At 70.6% G+C, this 18,003-nt stretch carries 15 protein-coding genes; 8 read left to right on the plus strand and 7 right to left on the minus strand.

Annotated elements, in window-relative coordinates; translation table 11 throughout:
• Window positions 1-39: 39 nt before the first annotated feature.
• On the minus strand, window positions 40-1,053 hold the full coding sequence (locus OG485_RS39585) for a LacI family DNA-binding transcriptional regulator (protein ID WP_328444680.1): 1,014 nt from the start codon (window positions 1,051-1,053) through the stop codon (window positions 40-42).
• A gap of 159 nt (window positions 1,054-1,212) precedes the next feature.
• Here OG485_RS39585 and OG485_RS39590 point away from each other — a divergent pair, with 159 nt between their 5' ends.
• Complete coding sequence (locus OG485_RS39590) at window positions 1,213-3,816, plus strand: PA14 domain-containing protein (RefSeq protein WP_328673507.1); 2,604 nt, start codon at window positions 1,213-1,215, stop codon at window positions 3,814-3,816.
• A 241-nt stretch (window positions 3,817-4,057) separates the two neighbouring features.
• Window positions 4,058-5,248, plus strand: coding sequence for an MFS transporter (locus OG485_RS39595; protein WP_328673508.1), 1,191 nt, complete (start codon window positions 4,058-4,060; stop codon window positions 5,246-5,248).
• A gap of 128 nt (window positions 5,249-5,376) precedes the next feature.
• Here the strand turns inward: OG485_RS39595 and OG485_RS39600 are convergent, their stop codons facing one another.
• Window positions 5,377-5,979, minus strand: coding sequence for a hypothetical protein (locus tag OG485_RS39600; protein ID WP_328673509.1), 603 nt, complete (start codon window positions 5,977-5,979; stop codon window positions 5,377-5,379).
• 120 nt (window positions 5,980-6,099) lie between these two features.
• Between OG485_RS39600 and OG485_RS39605 the strand changes: the two genes are divergently transcribed.
• The 3 genes from OG485_RS39605 (at window position 6,100) to OG485_RS39615 (ending at window position 10,735) form a co-directional block, all read left to right on the plus strand.
• The gene (locus OG485_RS39605) at window positions 6,100-9,705 is read left to right on the plus strand and encodes an NB-ARC domain-containing protein (RefSeq protein WP_328673511.1); all 3,606 of its coding nucleotides are present in this window, start codon (window positions 6,100-6,102) and stop codon (window positions 9,703-9,705) included.
• 204 nt (window positions 9,706-9,909) lie between these two features.
• Window positions 9,910-10,326 carry a hypothetical protein gene (locus tag OG485_RS39610; protein WP_328673512.1) on the plus strand — a complete coding sequence of 139 codons (417 nt, stop codon included), beginning with the start codon at window positions 9,910-9,912 and terminating at the stop codon, window positions 10,324-10,326.
• 112 nt (window positions 10,327-10,438) lie between these two features.
• Window positions 10,439-10,735 (plus strand): hypothetical protein, encoded by a 297-nt coding sequence (locus tag OG485_RS39615; protein WP_328673514.1) that lies wholly within the window; start codon window positions 10,439-10,441, stop codon window positions 10,733-10,735.
• A 321-nt stretch (window positions 10,736-11,056) separates the two neighbouring features.
• Here OG485_RS39615 and OG485_RS39620 read toward each other — a convergent pair whose 3' ends face one another.
• On the minus strand, window positions 11,057-12,148 hold the full coding sequence (locus tag OG485_RS39620) for a PP2C family protein-serine/threonine phosphatase (protein WP_328673515.1): 1,092 nt from the start codon (window positions 12,146-12,148) through the stop codon (window positions 11,057-11,059).
• Between the two features lie 279 nt (window positions 12,149-12,427).
• On the opposite strand from OG485_RS39620, the gene OG485_RS39625 reads away from it, so the two are divergent.
• Window positions 12,428-13,204, plus strand: coding sequence for a hypothetical protein (locus OG485_RS39625; RefSeq protein WP_328673517.1), 777 nt, complete (start codon window positions 12,428-12,430; stop codon window positions 13,202-13,204).
• Between the two features lie 46 nt (window positions 13,205-13,250).
• On the opposite strand, the gene OG485_RS39630 is transcribed toward OG485_RS39625, so the two are convergent.
• Together OG485_RS39630 and OG485_RS39635 are read right to left on the minus strand one after the other, a co-directional pair.
• Window positions 13,251-13,622 carry a VOC family protein gene (locus OG485_RS39630; RefSeq protein ID WP_328673519.1) on the minus strand — a complete coding sequence of 124 codons (372 nt, stop codon included), beginning with the start codon at window positions 13,620-13,622 and terminating at the stop codon, window positions 13,251-13,253.
• 198 nt (window positions 13,623-13,820) lie between these two features.
• A complete protein-coding gene (locus OG485_RS39635; protein ID WP_328673521.1) occupies window positions 13,821-14,756 on the minus strand; it encodes an SDR family oxidoreductase in 936 nt (311 codons plus the stop codon).
• Between the two features lie 129 nt (window positions 14,757-14,885).
• Between OG485_RS39635 and OG485_RS39640 the strand changes: the two genes are divergently transcribed.
• Together OG485_RS39640 and OG485_RS39645 are read left to right on the plus strand one after the other, a co-directional pair.
• The gene (locus OG485_RS39640) at window positions 14,886-15,452 is read left to right on the plus strand and encodes a TetR family transcriptional regulator (RefSeq protein WP_328673523.1); all 567 of its coding nucleotides are present in this window, start codon (window positions 14,886-14,888) and stop codon (window positions 15,450-15,452) included.
• 173 nt (window positions 15,453-15,625) lie between these two features.
• A complete protein-coding gene (locus OG485_RS39645) occupies window positions 15,626-16,366 on the plus strand; it encodes a class I SAM-dependent DNA methyltransferase (RefSeq protein WP_328673525.1) in 741 nt (246 codons plus the stop codon).
• Between the two features lie 35 nt (window positions 16,367-16,401).
• Here OG485_RS39645 and OG485_RS39650 read toward each other — a convergent pair whose 3' ends face one another.
• Entirely contained in the window at window positions 16,402-17,316 is a 915-nt protein-coding gene (locus OG485_RS39650; protein ID WP_328673527.1) for an NADP-dependent oxidoreductase, read from the minus strand.
• 148 nt (window positions 17,317-17,464) lie between these two features.
• On the minus strand, window positions 17,465-17,998 hold the full coding sequence (locus OG485_RS39655; RefSeq protein WP_328673529.1) for a GNAT family N-acetyltransferase: 534 nt from the start codon (window positions 17,996-17,998) through the stop codon (window positions 17,465-17,467).
• Window positions 17,999-18,003: the final 5 nt, after the last annotated feature.

Genomic DNA, 18,003 nt, shown 5'->3' on the forward strand with positions numbered 1-18,003 from the left:
GTTGGAAGAGGCCTGTAAACCCCTCCGTCCGAAATCCCGTCAGCGCCGACCCAGCGTGCTCTCGCGCTCAACCAGCTTGAAATCAGCGGTCAGTTCACGTCCGCCGGGTTCGGTCCGGCCCGACAGGCTCCGCAGCAGGGAGGCCACGGCCATCCGCGCGATGGCCTGCTTGTCCGGCGAGATCGTCGTCAGGGTCACCGCCCCGAACCGCCCCTCCTCGATGTCGTCGAAACCCACCACCGCCACGTCCCACGGCACCCGCAGACCCCGTTCGTGCAGCACCCGCATCGCACCGATCGCGACCAGGTCGTTGTAGGCGAAGACGGCGTCCGGACGCACCCCGGAGTCCAGCAGCCAGGCCATCGCCCGCGCGCCCTCGTCGCGGTCCCAGCCACCGACCGGAACCACGAGTTCGTCGGGCGCCGGCACCCCGGCCTCCGTCAACTCCGCGCGCCAGCCCGCCAGTCGCAGATGCGCGGGCCGGTTGGCCGAATCCGTGCGGGCCCCCAGGTAGGCGATCCGCGAGCGTCCGCGGCTCAACAGATGGCGTACCGCACTGCGCGCGGCCGACACGTTGTCGATCGCGATGTGGTCGTAGGGCAGTTCGTACTGCCGCTCGCCGAGCAGCACGAGCGGTACGTCGTCGGTGCGGGAGCGCAGGTCCTCGTCCTCGAGCTCCAGCGGACTGAGGATCAGACCGTCGATGACATTGGCCCGGAAACCCTGGCTCACCAGTACTTCCTGCTCGCGGTCGCCGCGGGTGTGGTCGAGCAGGACGGTGAACTCGTGCTCGGCGGCGGCGTCGATGACGGCTCCCGCCAGCTCCGCGAAGTACGGGTTGCCCAGCTCGGGGACGGCGAGGGCGATGATGCCCGTGCGTCCCTTGCGCAGGTGGCGTGCCGTGAGGTTCGGCCGGTAGCCCAGCTCGTCGATGGCCTCCTGCACCCGGGCCCGCATGGCCGGGGTGACGTGCGGATAGTTGTTCACGACGTTCGAAACCGTCTTGATCGAGACGCCGGCGTGCTCCGCGACGTCCTTCAGGCTGACCCGCAAGGGATCTCCTCTTCATCGATGTGCGCCTCTGTCACCTGGGCGTTTGTCATGAGCCTGGACAGAGACCGGGACCCGTGCTGTGATGCCCACTCCCGCTACTTCCAACGTTGTACAGACTGAAGCAACGAGCCGCCACCCTTCCTCAGCCAAGGAGGATCCGTGCGCATCAGCAGACTCCGACCCCGACTGGCCGTCCTGGTCGTCGCGTTACTCGGCCTGACGGGCCTCACGGGAGCCCCGGCCGCCACAGCGGCCGACGACCCCGTGGAAGTCCACGGTCTGAAGGGCGAGTACTACACCCAGTCCGCCCCCGGCGCCTTCGACTTCCACCAGCTCAAAGCCACCGGATTGGACACCAACCTCGACTTCGACAACCTGGAGCCCCGGCTCGCCTTCGCCACCGGACGGTCGGACGACGTCAACGTCCGCTGGACCGGCCGGATCGTCCCCGAGAAGACCGGCCCGCACACGTTCTCGATCATCGGGGACAACGGCTTCAGGCTGTGGGTCGACGGACACCTCGCCATCGACCACTGGGTCGACGACTGGGACCGCGAACAGACCGCCCAGCCCATCGACCTGACCGCCGGACAGGCCTACGACATCAAGGTCGAGTACTTCGAGCACTTCGGCGGATCCAACCTCCATCTGCGCTGGACCCCGCCCGGCGGCACCAGGACGGCCGTCCCGCAGTCGGCCCTCCGGCTGCCCGACGGATACGCCTACGACGGCGCCATCGCGACCACCGTCCAGAACGACGGCCGCAGCCTGCGCCTCGACTTCGCCCAGCCGCTGACCGCACCCCCGGTGGGCCTGACCGACCACGTCGAAGCCGTCATCGGCGGCGCCAAGTGGCCCCTGGCCACAGCGAAGTTGGACCCCGCCGACCCCAAGTCCCTGATCGTCGGCCTGAAGGAACCCGTCGTCGGCAACAAGACCGGCACGGCCAAGGGCACCGCCGACCTGCGCTACGACGGCCAGGGTGGCCTCTCCGGGACGAACGGCAACGTTGTCAGCGCCTTCTGGAGCAGCGGACCCAACCACTCCACCCATGAGCTGCGGACGAAGTGGGCCGACGAGGTGGAGGCGGGCAAGGCCCGCACCGAGTACCCACGGCCCCAGCTCACCCGGGCCGACTGGCGTGACCTGAACGGCTCCTGGCAGTTCGCCCCCGCCAAGGCCGGCGAACAGCCCCCGGTCGGAAAGAAACTCGCCGAGAAGATCCGCGTGCCCTACCCCGTGGAGTCCCAGCTCTCCGGCATCGAACGGCACGAGGACCGCATGTGGTACCGCCGGACCTTCACCGTTCCCGCCGGCTGGAAGGTCGGCTCCGGCAAGCGCCTCCAGCTCAATTTCGGCGCCGTCGACTGGCGGGCCGAGGTCTATGTCAACGGCACCAAGGTCGCCGAACACCAGGGCGGCTACGACAAGTTCAGCGCCGACATCACCGCCGCGCTGAAGCCCGGCCGCACTCAGGAACTCATCGTCGGCGTCTACGACCCGACCGACGCGCAGGGCGGCGAGAACCCGCCGGTCGGCAAGCAGCGCCTGGACCCCAGCGGCATCTGGTACACCCCGTCCTCCGGTATCTGGCAGACGGTGTGGATGGAGCCCGTGGCCTCCGACCACGTCGACTCCCTCAAGCTGACGCCCGACGTCGGGAACAGCCGGCTCACCGTCGAGCCGAAGGGAGTGAGGGACGGAGTGCCGGTCACCGCGACCGCGTACGCCGGACACCGCGAGGTCGCCACGGTCAAGGGCCGTACCGGGCAGCCGCTCGTCCTGAAGATCACCGACCCGCACCTGTGGTCACCCGACGACCCCTTCCTCTACGACCTGAAGGTCAGGGTCGGTGCCGACCGCGTCGGAAGCTACTTCGGCATGAGGTCCATCGCCGTGGAACAGGTGAACGGAACCCCGCGCACCGTCCTCAACGGCAAACCCGTCTTCATGATGGCCACCCTCGACCAGGGCTTCTGGCCCGACGGCCTGCACACCGCACCGACCGACGAGGCCCTGGCGTACGACCTGAAGATGCACAAGGAAATGGGCTTCAACGCGGTCCGCAAACACATCAAGGTGGAACCCGACCGCTGGTTCTACTGGGCCGACCGCCTCGGCCTGATGGTCTGGCAGGACATGCCCGCCATGACCGCCGGGGTCAACCCGAACGCCGCGTCCCGCGCCGAGTACGAGCGCGAGATGAAGCAGATGATCGACGAGCACATCAGCAGCCCGTCGGTCGTCATGTGGGTGACCTTCAACGAGGGCTGGGGCCAGTACGACGAGGCCCGCATCGCCGACCAGGCCAAGGCCTGGGACCCGACGCGCCTCGTCAACTCCATGTCGGGCATCAACCTCGGCGTGGACGGCGGCACCGGCGACATCATCGACGAGCACGGCTACCCGAGCCCCGCGCTGCCACCGAACCCGGACGGGAAACGGGCCCTGGTCAGCGGCGAGTACGGCGGTCTCGGACTCGCGGTGCCCGGACACGCCTGGTCCGTCCAGCAGTCCTACGTCGACGTCGACCCCTCGGCGTACACCGACGACTACCTGGCCCGCCTCGCCGAGGTGCACAAGCTCGCCTGCAAGGGCGGCAACGGCGCCGTCTACACCCAGATCTCGGACGTGGAAGGAGAACTGAACGGCCTGATCACCTACGACCGCACGGTGGTCAAGCCCGACGTGGCCCGGCTGAAGGCCGCCCACGACGCGCTGATCCACGACGCGTCACAGGCCGCACCGGCCGGCTGCTCCTGACGACGAGGCGCCGCCCGGCGCACGCCTCCCCGTCGCTCCGTACGCGCCTCGCACCTGCCCCCTGACGGGTCGTCGGCGCGGTCCGCCCTCCCGCCGAGGAGGGCGGACCGCGCACAGCCGCACCGCTCACCCACGAGGAACGAGCATCGGGAAACGCTCACGCCGCTCCACGGCCTCCGCCGGTTCCGTCCGGCGGCACGTCGGGCCGGATCGCGGCGGCCACGACGCTACTGTCGGCGCCATGGACGGTGATCGCCGAGGGTGGCGCGAGTGTTTGCTCAGCGGGGCGGTGTTCGCCGTCTGCATGGCCGGCACCACGCTGCCGACCCCCCTCTACGGCCTCTACCAGGAGAAGTTCGGCTTCTCCGAGCTGACCGTCACCGTCGTGTACGCCGTGTACGCCTTCGGGGTCATGGGCGTGCTGCTGCTCGCGGGCAACGCCTCGGACACGGTGGGCCGGCGTCCGGTGCTCCTGTGGGGCCTCGGCTTCGCGGCGGCGAGCGCCGTCTGCTTCCTGGCCGCCACCGGTCTGGGCTGGCTGTACGTGGGGCGGCTGATGTCGGGCCTGTCCGCGGGCCTGTTCACCGGGGCCGCCACCGCCTACGTGATGGAGCTGGCACCGCCGGGCGGCGCCGCCCGGGCCACCTTCGTCGCGACGGCCGCCAACATGGGCGGACTCGGCTGCGGTCCGCTGCTCGCGGGCCTTCTCGCGCAGTACGCCCCCTGGCCGCTGTACCTGCCGTTCGCCGTCCACCTCACCCTGGTGGCACTCTCCGCCGCCGTGCTGCTGCGGCTTCCGGAGACCGTGCGCGAACGCCGGCCACTGAGCACCGTACGACCGCAACGGCCGGGCCTGCCCCCACAGGTGCGGCCGGTGTTCGCGCCGCCCGCGATCGCCGCGTTCGTGGGGTTCGCCCTGTTCGGGGTGTTCACCTCCGTCAGCCCCGCGTTCCTCGCCGAGTCCCTGGACGTGACCAACCACGCGGTGAGCGGACTGGTCGTCGCACTCGCCTTCTTCGCCTCGACCGCCGGGCAGCTCGCCGTCGGCCGGGTCGGAGTGGGACGGTCCCTGCCCCTGGGGTGCGCCGCGCTCCTCGGCGGCCTGGCACTGCTCGCGGGCGCGCTCCGATGGGACCTCCTGGTCCTGGTGGTGCTGAGCGCGATCGTCGGCGGCGCCGGCCAGGGTCTGGCGTTCCGCGGGGCCCTGGCCACCATCGCACAGGCCTCTCCCGAGCATCAGCGCGCGGCGGTGATCTCCACCCTGTTCGTGGTCGCCTACGCGGGCATCTCGGTGCCGGTGATCGGGGTCGGCGTACTGGTGGGCCCGATCGGCCTGGAGGGCGCCGGGCTCGTCTTCATCGCCTGCATGGCCGTACTGGTGTCGGTCGCGGGCGTCTACCTGCTCCGGCGGCCGGTCGCGCTCAAGTCGTAGGAAGCCGCCATAGGCAGCCGTCGTAGGAAGCCGTCGTGGGAGGTCCTCGCCTCACGCTCTCCCGCCGGGGCGGCGCGGACTCGATCGACGTTCCGCCGGAGGGTTCGACGGCCGGGCCCGGACAGGTCCTAGTAGGGGCTGCTTCGGAAGTACAGACTGCCGTGGTGGCGCGGGCGGTCGCCGCGTTCGTGGGCTGTGTCGGAACGGTCCGCCGGGGCCGAGAGCACCGCAAGGCCCCGGAGGGTCGCCAGGCCGGCCTGCACCTCGTCACGATGTCCGGCGGACTTCATCCAGGCCGGCAGCCGGGCGAACATCGCCCTCGTCGGGGAGGCGCGACGCTCGCGCAGCCGGGCGCCCACGTAGGCGGCGAGGGCGTCGACGTGCTCCTCGTCGTAGGCCCACAGAATCCGTCCCGCACAGCGGGTCTGAAGCCAGAGCGGCCGCCGGAAGAAGGGGTCCTCGGTGCCGCCGGGCACCGCGCCGACCAGCCCCCCGCCCCGCTCCTCGGCCGTCCAGTCGGCGACGGCGCCGCAGCCGGCGCAGGCGAGGCGGCGGGGCCGGAAGAGCAAGTCGCCGAAGTTCCCCGACGCCGCCATGCCGGGCACAGGGACGACGACCGCGCGGCCACCGCACCTCGGGCAGACCACGAGCATCCGGCCGGTGAACCGGACGAGCCACGTGCCGTCGTCGCGGTGACGGACCGGGTCGGGGCGCGCGGGCTCGGAGCTCATGACGCACACCCTGCCAGGCCCGGCCCGTCCCCGGCGACCGAGATAAGCGGCGAGGCCACCAGCGGTCAAGTCGGGAGAAAAGGTCTCGGAGGCAGGCGCCGCGCTGGATGATGCACGGTTATGGGGACATGGAGGCGCTGGGGTGTGCGGGCCGCGATCACGCTGTGTGCGGCGGGTGGCGTGTGGCTGCTGGTGGTGACCCTTCGGCACGGATCCGGTGCCGCGGACCCGGTGGCGAGCGTGTGGGGATCGGTCGCCGGACTGGCGTCCTTGGTGGTGTCCCTGCGTCCGGTGCCCGAGCCGCGCCCCGCCGTTGCCAGGCCGACGCCTCCGGTGATCCCGGAGGGATGGGTGGACCGGGACGAAGCCGATGAAGTCATGAGGGCCGTACTCCGAAACACCCGCGGGTGGCGGGACAGGGGGCCGGTCGGCATCACGGCCGGCTTGCACGGGGCCGGAGGGTTCGGCAAGACCACCCTGGCCAAATACGTCGCGTCCCGGCGGTCGGTGCAGCGTCAGTTCCCGGGTGGCGTTCACTGGATCACGATCGGGCGGGACGTTCGCGGTCCCGCGGCCGTCGCCGCGAAGGTCGCTGTGGAGACCCGCTTGATCACCGGCGACACCACCGAGACCGGTTCGGACCCCGAGCGCGCCGGAAGCCACCTCGGCGGCCTGCTCGAGCAGATGCCCCGCACCCTCCTGATCATCGACGATGTGTGGGAGCGCGAACAGCTCACCCCGTTCCTCCGCGGAGCGGAGAAGTCCTGCGTTCGGCTGGTCACCACCCGCAGGCCCGACGTACTTCCGGCGACGCGAACCACCACCATCCATGTGGACCGCATGACCGGGCGGCAGGCCCACGCGCTGCTCACCCGGCGACTGACCGTTCCGCCCCGCCCCGATGTCGCGGAGGCGTTGGTGAAGGCCACCGGACGATGGGCGCTGTTACTGGGTATCGCCAACAAGTTCATCGGGGACCAGGTGGCCACCGGTGCCGATCCGACGGAGACGGCGGCAACGCTCCTGCACCGACTGAGCGCTGGCGGTCCGGCTGTCCAGGACCCCGACGGCACACTCGACCTCAACGACCCGGATCGCCGCAACACCGCCGTACGCGCCAGCATCCAGGCGGCGACCACCCTTCTGCGGTCCGACGATGCCGAGCAGCGCTTCAACGAACTCGGCATCTTCGCCGAGGACGAAGCCGTGCCCATGGCCCTGGTGACGGCGCTTTGGCAGGCGACCGACGCTCTGGACGAGACAGCCGCCCGCTCGCTGTGCAAACAGATGGCCGACCTGTCCCTGCTCGCCATCGACACGACGCTGCCCGGCGGGGCCATCACGCTTCACGACGTGGTGCGCGACTACCTGCGCGCCGAGTTGGGCACCACCGGCCTGGCGGCCGCCGGCACCGCCCTGCTCGATGCCACGGCGGCCACCCTGCCCTCGGCCGAGGACGGCGGCGTGGCATGGTGGCAGACCGCCACCGGATACCTCCAGGACCACCTCATCGAGCACCTGCTCGATGCCCGGCGCACCACTCAGGCGATGGCTGTGGCGGGAGATTTCCGGTGGATGCGCGCCCGTCTGCATCAACGCGGTCCCACCGCGCCATGGCGTGACCTCGACCGCGTCGGCGCCCCCGCCGGAACTCTGGCCCGCCAACTGGCCAGTGCCGCCCACCTGCTCACCCCCACGACGCCACCGGACGCCCTCGACGCCATTCTGCTGAGCCGTGTCCCCGACGCACTCAACCGGCCGACCAGCCCTCGGCCCACAGATCCCCCGGCGTTCATCGACCGGTGGATGCCACCCGACCTGCCCGACCCCGCCCTGCTGCGCCGGCTCACCGACGACGCCGGACCCGTGGTCGCGAGCCGGGACGGGGCGTGGCTGGCCACCCGGCGCCACGAGACCGTCCGGATCTGGGATCCCACCGCAGGACACGCGCTTCGCACTCTCTCGGGGCACACGGCCTCGGTGACCTCGATGGTCGTCAGTCCGGACGGCGCCTGGCTCGCGACCACCAGCTACGACGGAACCCTGCGGATCTGGGACCCGGCCGCAGGACGACAGCTTCACCGCCTTGTCGGCCACACCAACAGGGCGGACGATCTCATCTCGCTGGTGGTGGGGCCGGACGGCACCTGGTTCGCCACCGCCGGCAGTGAGGGGATCGTGCGGATCTGGGACCCGTTCGCCGGGAGCGTGCTGCGAACCCTGCGCGCCGGCACAGCCTCCGCCGGGATGCGGGTGGAGGCGAGTCCGGACGGCGCGTGGCTTGCCACCGCGAGCGACGACAGGACCGTACTGATCTGGGACGTCGCGACCGGAAGCATGCTGCGTGCTCTCACCGCCCGCTGCATACGCGCGGTGACCTCGATGGCGGCGAGTCCGGACGGCGCCTGGCTCGCCACCGCGAGCGACGACGGAACCGCGCAGATCTGGGACGTAGCGACCGGGCGCGTCCTGCACACCCTGCCCGTCGTCAACATCCGCTGGGTGGTGAAGGGTTCGGGGAGAGCGTGGCTTGCCACGGTCGGCAACGACGACGCCCTGCGGGTCTGGGACGTGGCGACCGGACAGGAACGGCTCGCCCTCCCTTCCTCGGTCACCCACGGGGTGACCGAGGTGGAGGTGAGTCCGGACGCGTCGTGGCTCGCCACTACCGGTCACGACGGGGCCGTCCGGCTCTGGGACGTGGCGACCGGACAGGAACGGCTTGTCCTGAATGCCGAACTTGCCGTGGGAGTACCCCTGATGACCGTGGGCCCCCACGGCGCCTGGCTCGCCACCACCACGTCCGAAGGGACCTTGCGGATCTGGGACACCGCGCCCCGCCAGGTGCCTCAGAGGCCCAGCACCCGCGTCGGCCGGGTGACTTCGGTGGCGGTCGGTCCCAACGGCGCCTGGGTCGCGACCGCGAGCGACGAGGCTGTGCGGATCATGGACACCGGCACCGGCCGACGCATGCGTGCCCGCACCGGACACCCCCTTGTGGTGACCGAGATGGCGGACCGTGTGGCGGTGAGTCCGGACGGCCAGTGGTTCACCACGGCCGGCTTCGGCGGAGGTGTGGGGATCTGGGACTGCGCCACAGGCGAAAAGCTGCGCACCATCGCCACCCACAGCGATGAGATCACCGCGGTGGCGATCAGCGCTGACGGTGCCTGGCTCGCCGGTGCGGGCAGCCGGGGGACCGTGGGGATCTGGGACCCCATCACCGGGGAACAACTGCGTGCCTTCACCTGCCCCACGGGTTCGGTCACCGCGGTGGCGATCAGCCCAGACGGCACCTGGCTCGCCCGCGCGGACAGCCGGGGGACCGTGGGGATCTGGGACCCCGTCACCGGGCAACAACTTCGTGTGCTCGACGACCGTCCAGGCCACACGGTGGCGATCAGTCCTGACGGCACCTGGCTCGTCGGCGGGGGCAGCCGGGGGACCGTGGGGATCTGGGACCCAGCCACCGGGCAGCAACTTCGTACCTTCGAGGGCCACAAGGGTTCAGTGACCGCAGTGGCGATCAGTCCCGACGGCGCCTGGCTCGCCGGCGTGGACGACGAGGGGACGCTGCTCATCCGGAGCCCCATGACCGGCCGGGTGCTGACCATGATGCGCACCGACAGCGCCCTGCTCACCTGTGCCTGGGATCCCGATGGCAACGGGCTCATAGCCGGCGGGAACGCGGGGCTGTTCGCCTACAGACTTCACCTGGGGCCCTGAGGTGACGCCGAGACAGGTCCTGCCGGGCGGGTCGTCCACGACGTATCGGAGATCCGGCCGGGTGGACGGACCGAGTACCGGTGAATCCTCCCGTCCGCGGTGGTCATAAGGTGGGTTTTCCCCCGTCTCCGGTGTGCAGGAGCTCGTTGACGAGGTGGTCCGTGTCGGTCTCGGGCACACCCGCCCGGTCAAGAGGAGTTCGCCGTGCCACCCCGCTTCGAGACCGCCCGCTTCCACGTCGAGTCGGGCCCCGATTCCCTCTTCGTACGCGTCCGCCACATCCTGCGCGAGCCGGTACGGCTGACGGCCCGCGGCGGTCATGTCACCGAGCGGATCCGCCAACGGGAGGCTCCCGTGGAGGAGTTGGTGTCCTTCGACCCGCAGAGCCGGGAACTGGTGTCGGCCGAGGTGCGTACGGACACCGGCAAGTGGGTGAAGTCGACCTGGCGGGTGCGGGCGGACGGGCGGGACTGGTGGGTCGTGGTCGGACTGGGCAACGCGCTCATCACCGTGATCGACGTGGACCCGTGGCGGCGGGGAAGGGGCCAGGACGTCGTTGTCGAGGGGCCCTTGTACGCCATGGTCGACGCGGTCAACGCGGAGCTCATGCGAGGGGCCTGAAAGGTCGTCCGGAGCCGGTACCGACGGTCCGGCCCCGAGCCCTGAACGTCCACGTGATGCAGGCAAGTTGCGGATTTCACGGGTGCGCGGGCAACTGATTATGATCTTGGCCATGTCTGTGCAGAACTCGAACTCCGACAGAGCCCTTTCGCGCAAGCAGCGCCTCCAGGAGAAGCAGCGCCGTCAGTTGGCGGTGGTCGACACCGTGGACAAGGCCGAGGCCAAGGTCCGCAAGGCCGAGGTCGAAGTGGCCATGGCGGTCACCGAGGCGGTGCAGGTGTTCGGCGGCGTGCAGGAGGCGTCCGAGGGGCTCGACATGCCGGTCCAGACGGTCCAGCGCTTCCTCGGCATCGCGCAGGACGAGGTGGCCGACACCGGCAACGTCGTCGAGTCCGTCGTCGGATCCTGAACCCGGCGTTCGTAGCGGGCCCTCGCGGGAGAGCGTGGGCCCGGCTTCAATATGGGGCGGCCTGTGGAAGACCCCTTCGGTCCGGGTCGTAAACGGCCTCCGGTGAGGCTGACACTCCCTCCCTGCCTGGGTCTTCCTTTCGGCGCGTCGAGCTTTCAGTACGACCCGGCTGCGGCACCGATTCCACCGCGTTGTCCGATTCTGCCTCGCACAGAACGAGCGCTCCCGCGGCCGGGTCGCTTTGAGCGGCGAGGCGCGACCAGGAACGCTGACCGGCGGGGAGCGGCCTGAGCGCTGTCCCGGACCCTTCCGCGAGCAGCGTCACGCGGTGTCGTACGCATGGGTGATCGCCAGCAGTGCCAAGTCGTCGGCTCTGCGGCCGCCGGTGTGTTTGTGCACGTCGGACAGCAGGGCGTCGAGGAAGGCGTCCGGGCGGGTATGCCGAAGCCGGTCGAACCTGCCGAGAGGGTCGTAGAAGTCGCCCTTCGAGTTCCGGGCCTCCGTGAGTCCGTCGGTGTACAGGAGCAGAGTGGCGCCCTGCGGGAACGTCACCGTGTCGACGTGCTCCGGGCCGGTGGCCAGCGCGGTCAGGCCCAGGGGCAGGGCCGGCCGGCTGGGTTCGACATACCGTACGGCGTCCGGAAGGACCAGCATGGGTGCGGGGTGGCCGCGGTTGATCATGCGGACCTCGTTGCCGTGCCGGGGAAACTCCGCCAGGACGCACGTGATGAACCCTTCGAGTTCGGTCGCACCCCCGTACTGCTGGATCTCGAGGGTGACGGCTCGCTCCAGCCGTTCCGCGAGCGCGGTGAGACTGAGTTCTTGCAGGGCCGCCTCACGGAAGGTGCCGATGCTGCCCGCGACCGCCCTGACCGCCTTCAACCCCTTGCCGCGCACATCGCCGATCAGACACCGCACGCCGAACGGCGTATCGACCACCGCGTAGAGATCTCCGCCGATCTGCGCATCCGACTGCGCGGCCTGATAGCGAGCGGCGAACCGCAGAGGACCGCTCGCTTCCGGCGGGTCCCGCAGGACGGCCCGCTGGACGGCGGCGGCGATGTCACGCGCCGACCGCAGTTGGGTGTGCAGGTGATACAGAAGGCGATTGAGGAAGATCGCGATCACGGCCACCGTCGCGACCATGGACAGTTCGCTGAACTCGGTCGGGGTTCCGTGGAAGCCGAAGTACCCGAACATGGCCAGGTCGAGGAGGAACGCCGCCGCCCCGGTGATGACGGTCCCGCTCAGGGGCAGCAGAGCAGCGGACGTCAGGATCGCGGCCGCGTAGAGAGCGGCGGCGCTGACCGTGGGCGGCGTGACGAAGTCGATCACCACGGCTGCGAGGAGCAGGACCGCCGGCAGCAGGGGTCTCCACTTTCCCAGCCGCTGCCACACATCCAGCCCGGCCACGCGCTGCTCCAGACGTCGACTGCTCTCCCGGTCGGCTCAGGCTATGGTCCGCCCGTCTGCCCCGCCGCCGCATCGTGCTTCGGCTCGCACGCGACGCCACGGCTATGACCCGAACGCCGCACACCGGGGACACACCGCGGGCGGTCCCGAAGCGGGTCCCGCTGGCGCGAGTCCGTAGCACACGGGCTGCGGTCCGCCCGGCAACTCCCGATTTCGTGCTCCTCGGCGTTCCGACTGGCTGAATAATCCGGCACCCGGTACAGACGAAGAGGGGATCCGGTGGCTCGTCGCACCAACACGTCCTGCCTGGGCATGGCCGTCAAGGGCTATCTGCTGCTGAACCTGTGGGTCGCCGTCGGCTACGCCCTGGCCCTGCCGGTCACCCTGCCCGACCTGATGGCGTCTCAGGATCCATCCCTGCACGTGCAGGGCCCGGTGCAGCACGCGGTCGTCTACGGCATACCCGTCGCCGCCGCCGTGGGCGTGGCCTTGTTCGCGAGCCGACGGCATCCCGTCGCCCGATGGGTCGTCGGCGCTCGCGCGGCAGGGGTGCTCGTCCTCGGCCAGCTCGCCGTCCACTGGGCCGCGGCCCGGTTCGACGCACCCGAGTGGAGTGCGCGCGCGATGGCGCAGTGCGGTGCCGCCGGTCTCACCGCGTACCTGTGCCGGGTGGCGGTGCGCTGGTGGGACAACGGCGGCCTCACCTCGGGAGGCCGTCGCCCCGGTCCGGGTGAGATCTGGCACGCGGCGGTTCCGTTCCGGGACACCGAGGGCAGCAAGGAACGCTACTGCGTGGTCATGCGGAGCCGTCCCCACTACGCGGAAGTCCTCAAGATCACCAGCCAGAACAAGGACCACCGCCACGACCACATCCGAATGCCCAGCGACGGCTGGGACCTCACCTCGGGCAAGGGCCACTGGGTCGAGATCGGCCTTCAGCCGCTCAGAGTTCCCTACCAGGATTTCACCGACGGCCGCCCCAAGGGCCGTTGCCCCCGATCGGTCTGGCGGCGGTTGCAGGCCCAGCACCCGGCACCCACGGCGTCCCGGGCGTGAGGGCCGGCGCAGCCGCGGGCAGCGTTCGCCCGTCACGACGCCGGCCCTAGCCGATGAGGGTCGCCTTCGGGCGTACCACGCAGAACTCGTTCCCCTCCGGATCGGTCAGCACGGTCCACGACTCCTCGCCGCTCTGCCCCACGTCCGCCCTGCGCGCCCCGAGCGCGAGGACGCGCTCGATCTCCGCCTCCCGGTCCTCGGCCGGGGAGGTCAGATCGAGGTGCAGACGGTTCTTGACGGCCTTCCGGTCCGTGACTGGCATGAAACAGATGCCCACCGGGGCCGTCTCGTCCGGCCCGATCACGACCTCCCGCTCCCGCTCGGAGAGGATCCGCCAGCCCAGGACCGCGGCCCAGAACCGCGCCAGGGAGGGGAGGTCGTGCGCGTCGATGACGATGTGATGCAAGGAAAGGGGCATATTCGCTACTGTGCCCTGGCGCCGGCCTCGGCACACCGCCAGCCTCGGCACACCGTCAGCACCGGCCCACTGTCAGCACCGGCCCACCGGCCCACCGGCATGGCGTCGGCCGACGGCGTTGCGTGAGCCGGAGGTACGACCGGCGGTCCCGGTGTCCTGTTGTCCCGGTGTCCGGAGCCGGTCGTGGCGGGCGCGGCTCTACTGCCCGTCGGCCCCGAAGTAGTGACCCTTGTCGAGGTCCTCGATCAGGCCCGGCCCGGTCGGGTGCCAGTCCAGCAGGTCGCGGGTCCGCTCGCTGGATGCCGGGCTGTCGAGGCCGAGGAATCCCGACAGCCACGTGAAGTGCTCGGCCGCCTCCTCGGCGGGGACGGAGCGGGTGGGTACGTCGAGGTGTCGGCCGATGACCTCGGCGACCGAACGGATCGGAACGCCGTCCTCGGCGCTCGCGTGGAGGACCGATCCCGCCGGTGCGCCTTCCAGGGCGAGACGGAAGAGACGGGCGGCGTCCACGCGGTGCGTGGCCGGCCAGCGCTGGGTGCCGTCGCCGATGTACCCGGCGACGCCCTTGTCGCGGGCGATGCCGATCAGGGCCGCCATGAATCCGTTGTCGCCCTCGCCGTGCACGGTCGGGGGGAGCCGTACGACGGAGGAGCGGATGTTCCGGTCGGCGAGGGCGAGGGCCACGTGGGCGGTGCCCATCCGGGTGCGCGGGCCGCCCGGCAGATGCGCGGACTGATCGTCCGGGGTCCGTCCGTCCGCTTCCGTGCTCGGGCGGCCCGAGGCCACTCCGATCAGCCCCGACGCGATGAGCAGCGGTCGCCCGGAACCCGCGAGTGACTCGCCGAAGAGCTCGACGGTGCGGCGGTCCGCGTCGGCGGCGTCCTGGAAACCGCCGGAGAACGCGAGGTCGTGCTTGAACGCGAGGTGGATCACGCCGTCCGACGCCTCGGCGGCCTCGCGCAGGACGTCGAGGTCGTCGAGGGTGCCGGACACCGTGTCCGCCCCGGCCCTCTTCAGGGCCGCGGCCGAGGCGTCCGAGCGGGCGAGCCCGACGACCTCGTGCCCCGCTCCGATGAGTTCGGGAACAAGTGCGGAGCCGATCCATCCGGATGCTCCGGTGACGAAAACACGCATGAGAAAGCCTCCAGCCTGGGGTGGCCGTCCACGCACCCAGGGCACGCAAGAGGCCACCACGTGATGTCAGTGACTGTCATCAAACGTAGCACTCGATGTCAGGGACTGTCATCGAGTACGATGCCGGGCATGGGTCGATGGGAGCCGGACGCGCGCGGCCGCCTGGCACGGGCGGCACTGGAGCTCTACGTCGAGCGCGGCTTCGACCGCACCTCGGTGGCGGAGATCGCCGAACGGGCGGGGCTGACGGAGCGGACGTTCTTCCGGCACTACGCGGACAAGCGCGAGGTGCTGTTCGCGGGTTCGGGCGAGCTGAACGACGTGCTCGCGCGTGCCGTCGCGCAGGCTCCCGAGTCCGCCACCCCGCTGGATGCCGTGGCGGCGGCCCTCGAAGGTGCCGCGGCTGTGCTGGAGGCGCGCCGGGAGCACGCTCGGCAGCGGCAGTCCGTCATCGACGCCAACTCCGACCTTCAGGAACGCGAGCTGATCAAACTCGCGTCGATGTCCGCGACGCTCGCGGACGCCTTGCGGCTGCGTGGTGTCGACGAGGCCTCCGCGGGCCTTGCCGCGGAGGTGGGGATCGCCGTCTTCAAGTTCGCTTTCCGGCGCTGGGTCGAGCGGACCGAGGACAAGGAACTGGTCCGGTTCATACGGGAGTCACTGGCCGGCCTGAGGGCAGTCACCGCGGACGCGTGACGCCCTCGCCCGGGACTTTTCGAAGTCGGTCCCGGGGACGGGCAGTTCAGTCCTGTTCCGACGGGACCGCCACCTCACGCCGCGTGCGTGCCGGGAAGGGCCGTGAGCCCGCGACCGTGAACGCCGCACAAATTGGCGCGCGCCGCGAAGAGCTCCCGCAGTACGGTCTGGCGATGGACGAAGCGGATGGATACTTCGGCGAGCGCGTCGCGGCGGCCTACGACGAGTCGTCAGGGGACATGTTCGAGCCCGGCGTCATCGACGCGACGGCCGACTTCCTGGCGGAACTGGCCGCCGGAGGCAGGGCTCTTGAGCTGGGCATCGGGACGGGACGCGTCGCGTTGCCACTGGCGCGACGCAAAGTCCCGGTTCACGGCATCGACCTGTCACGAGCGATGGTCGCCCGGCTGCGCGCCAAGCCGGACGGTGACGCGATCGACGTCACGATCGGTGACTTCGCGACGACGAAGGTGGACGGGACCTTCTCCGTCGCCTACCTGGTCTTCAACACGATCATGAACCTCACCACGCAGGCGGAGCAGGTGGCGTGCTTCCGCAACGCGGCGGCCCACCTGGAGCCCGGGGGCTGCTTCGTCATCGAGGTTCTGATCCCCGAACTGCGCAGACTTCCGGCGGGCCAGAACGTCGTGCCCTTCCAAGTGAGCCCCACGCGATGGGCGTTCGACATCTACGACGTCGCCACCCAGGCGACGAGTTCGAACTACATCGAGGTCGTCGACGGCCGCGGCGAGTACCGATCGATCCCCTTCAGATATGTGTGGCCGTCGGAACTCGACCTGATGGCTCAGCTCGCCGGCCTGCGACTGCGCGAGCGATGGGACGGCTGGACACGGGACCCCTTCACGAGCGAGAGCCGAAAGCATGTCTCGGTCTGGGAGAAGCCCGCCGACTGACCCTGAACAGGCCGGTCGGTCCGAGGGACGTGTTCTCAGGGCCGGAGCACGATCTTGCCGTGGGTCTTCCGCAGTTCCAGCTCGCGGAACGCGTCCCGGACCCGCTCCAGCGGGTAGGTGCGGGCGATCGGTACGTCCAGCTCTCCGCGCGCGGCGAGCCGGGCCAGTTCGCCGACCACCACCGCGCAGGCCGCCGCGCCCTCGCCGTACGTGTGCGCGCCCACCCGGGCAGCCGCCTCCCAGTCGCGGATCGTGTTGATCCGCTCGGGCCGCACGCCCAACTCCACGGCCAGATCCACATACCCGTCGCCGAAGGTGTCGATGAACGCGTCGACCGTCCCGCCAGAAGCCCGCCGGATCCGTTCGGCCGCGCCCTCGCCGTAGTGGACCGGAACGACCCCCCGCTCCTTCAGCCAGGCGTGGTTCCGCTCGCTCGCCAGCCCGATCACCGTGGCACCGCGCCGCCGCGCGAGCTGCACGGCGAGTGATCCGACACCGCCGGCCGCACCGGACACCACGACGGTATCGGTCGGGCCGGGGTCCACGGCGAACACGGAGGCGTACGCGGTCGTGCCGGCCACGTACAACGAGCCGGCCACCTCCCAGGAGAGCCCCTTCGGACGCGAGGCCAGTTTCACGTCCTCCACCACGACGAACTCCGCGTGGCTCGCCCTGTCGTGCGTGACCAGGACCTCGTCGCCCACGGCGAAGCCGCGCACCTGCGGGCCGGTCTCCACCACGACACCGGCCAGATCGCTGCCCTGCCCGGAGGGAAAGGCCGCCGGCCAGCGACCGTGCCGCGCTCCCTCGCGGATCATCGCCTCGCCGGGCTGGATCCCGGCCGCGCGGACCTCGACGAGCACCTCCCCGGGGCCGGGCGTCGGACGCTCCGCCTCCTCCACCCGCAGCACATCGATCCCGCCGTACGTGTGGAACCGGACCGCCTTCATCCCGTGATCACCGTTTTCTTCGCTCGGACAGGCCTGGGCCTGGGGTGCGGGCCCCTGGAAGGGCCGCGCAGCGCCCGTGACGTCGAACTCAACCGAGCGGCAGGGCAGTTGTGTTCCCAGGACCAGCGGGCTCACGCCGCGAAGCGGATCACGCCTGGAACTCGGTGAGGTCGATCGCGTGGATGGTCAGGGGGAAGTCGTACACGGGGTGGGAAGTCTCCCTCTCGGGCTTCATACCGAGCTTGCGGACGACGTTCAGCGAGGCCTCGTTGCTGATCCGGTCGACGCTGATCACACGGTCGAGGCCGCGGTCCTGGAGGGCGAACTCCAGTGTGGCGTGGGCGGCTTCGGACGCGTAGCCCTGGCCCCAGAACGGTGAGCCGAACCGCCAGCTGATCTCCACGGCGGGCATGACCTCGGGCAGGTACTCGGGTACCGACAGCCCCGCGACGCCGGCCAGCTCTCCCGAGGCCAGCAGTTCGACGGCGAAGACGCCGAAGCCCTCCTCGTCCCATTCGTCCTCCCACCGCTCGATCTCCTCGGCGGTGGCGTCGAGGTCGCGGACCGAACCGTCGCCGATCCAGCGCATGACCTCGGGGTCCGCGTTGATGTCCGCCATGGGGGCGAGGTCGTCGTCGTACCAGCGGCGGAGGAGGAGGCGGGGGGTGCGGATCTCGGTCATGGCGT

It is taken from the genome of Streptomyces sp. NBC_00328 (assembly GCF_036139655.1).
Classification (GTDB): Bacteria; Actinomycetota; Actinomycetes; order Streptomycetales; family Streptomycetaceae; genus Streptomyces.

Coding starts and splice junctions, on each gene's coding strand:
- OG485_RS39595 (WP_328673508.1), top strand. CDS start 4,058: ATGGACGGTGATCGCCGAGGGTGGCGCGAGTGTTTGCTCAGCGGGGCG.
- OG485_RS39600 (WP_328673509.1), bottom strand. CDS start 5,979: ATGAGCTCCGAGCCCGCGCGCCCCGACCCGGTCCGTCACCGCGACGAC.
- OG485_RS39605 (WP_328673511.1), top strand. CDS start 6,100: ATGGGGACATGGAGGCGCTGGGGTGTGCGGGCCGCGATCACGCTGTGT.
- OG485_RS39615 (WP_328673514.1), top strand. CDS start 10,439: ATGTCTGTGCAGAACTCGAACTCCGACAGAGCCCTTTCGCGCAAGCAG.
- OG485_RS39630 (WP_328673519.1), bottom strand. CDS start 13,622: ATGCCCCTTTCCTTGCATCACATCGTCATCGACGCGCACGACCTCCCC.
- OG485_RS39635 (WP_328673521.1), bottom strand. CDS start 14,756: ATGCGTGTTTTCGTCACCGGAGCATCCGGATGGATCGGCTCCGCACTT.
- OG485_RS39640 (WP_328673523.1), top strand. CDS start 14,886: ATGGGTCGATGGGAGCCGGACGCGCGCGGCCGCCTGGCACGGGCGGCA.
- OG485_RS39645 (WP_328673525.1), top strand. CDS start 15,626: ATGGACGAAGCGGATGGATACTTCGGCGAGCGCGTCGCGGCGGCCTAC.
- OG485_RS39650 (WP_328673527.1), bottom strand. CDS start 17,316: ATGAAGGCGGTCCGGTTCCACACGTACGGCGGGATCGATGTGCTGCGG.
- OG485_RS39655 (WP_328673529.1), bottom strand. CDS start 17,998: ATGACCGAGATCCGCACCCCCCGCCTCCTCCTCCGCCGCTGGTACGAC.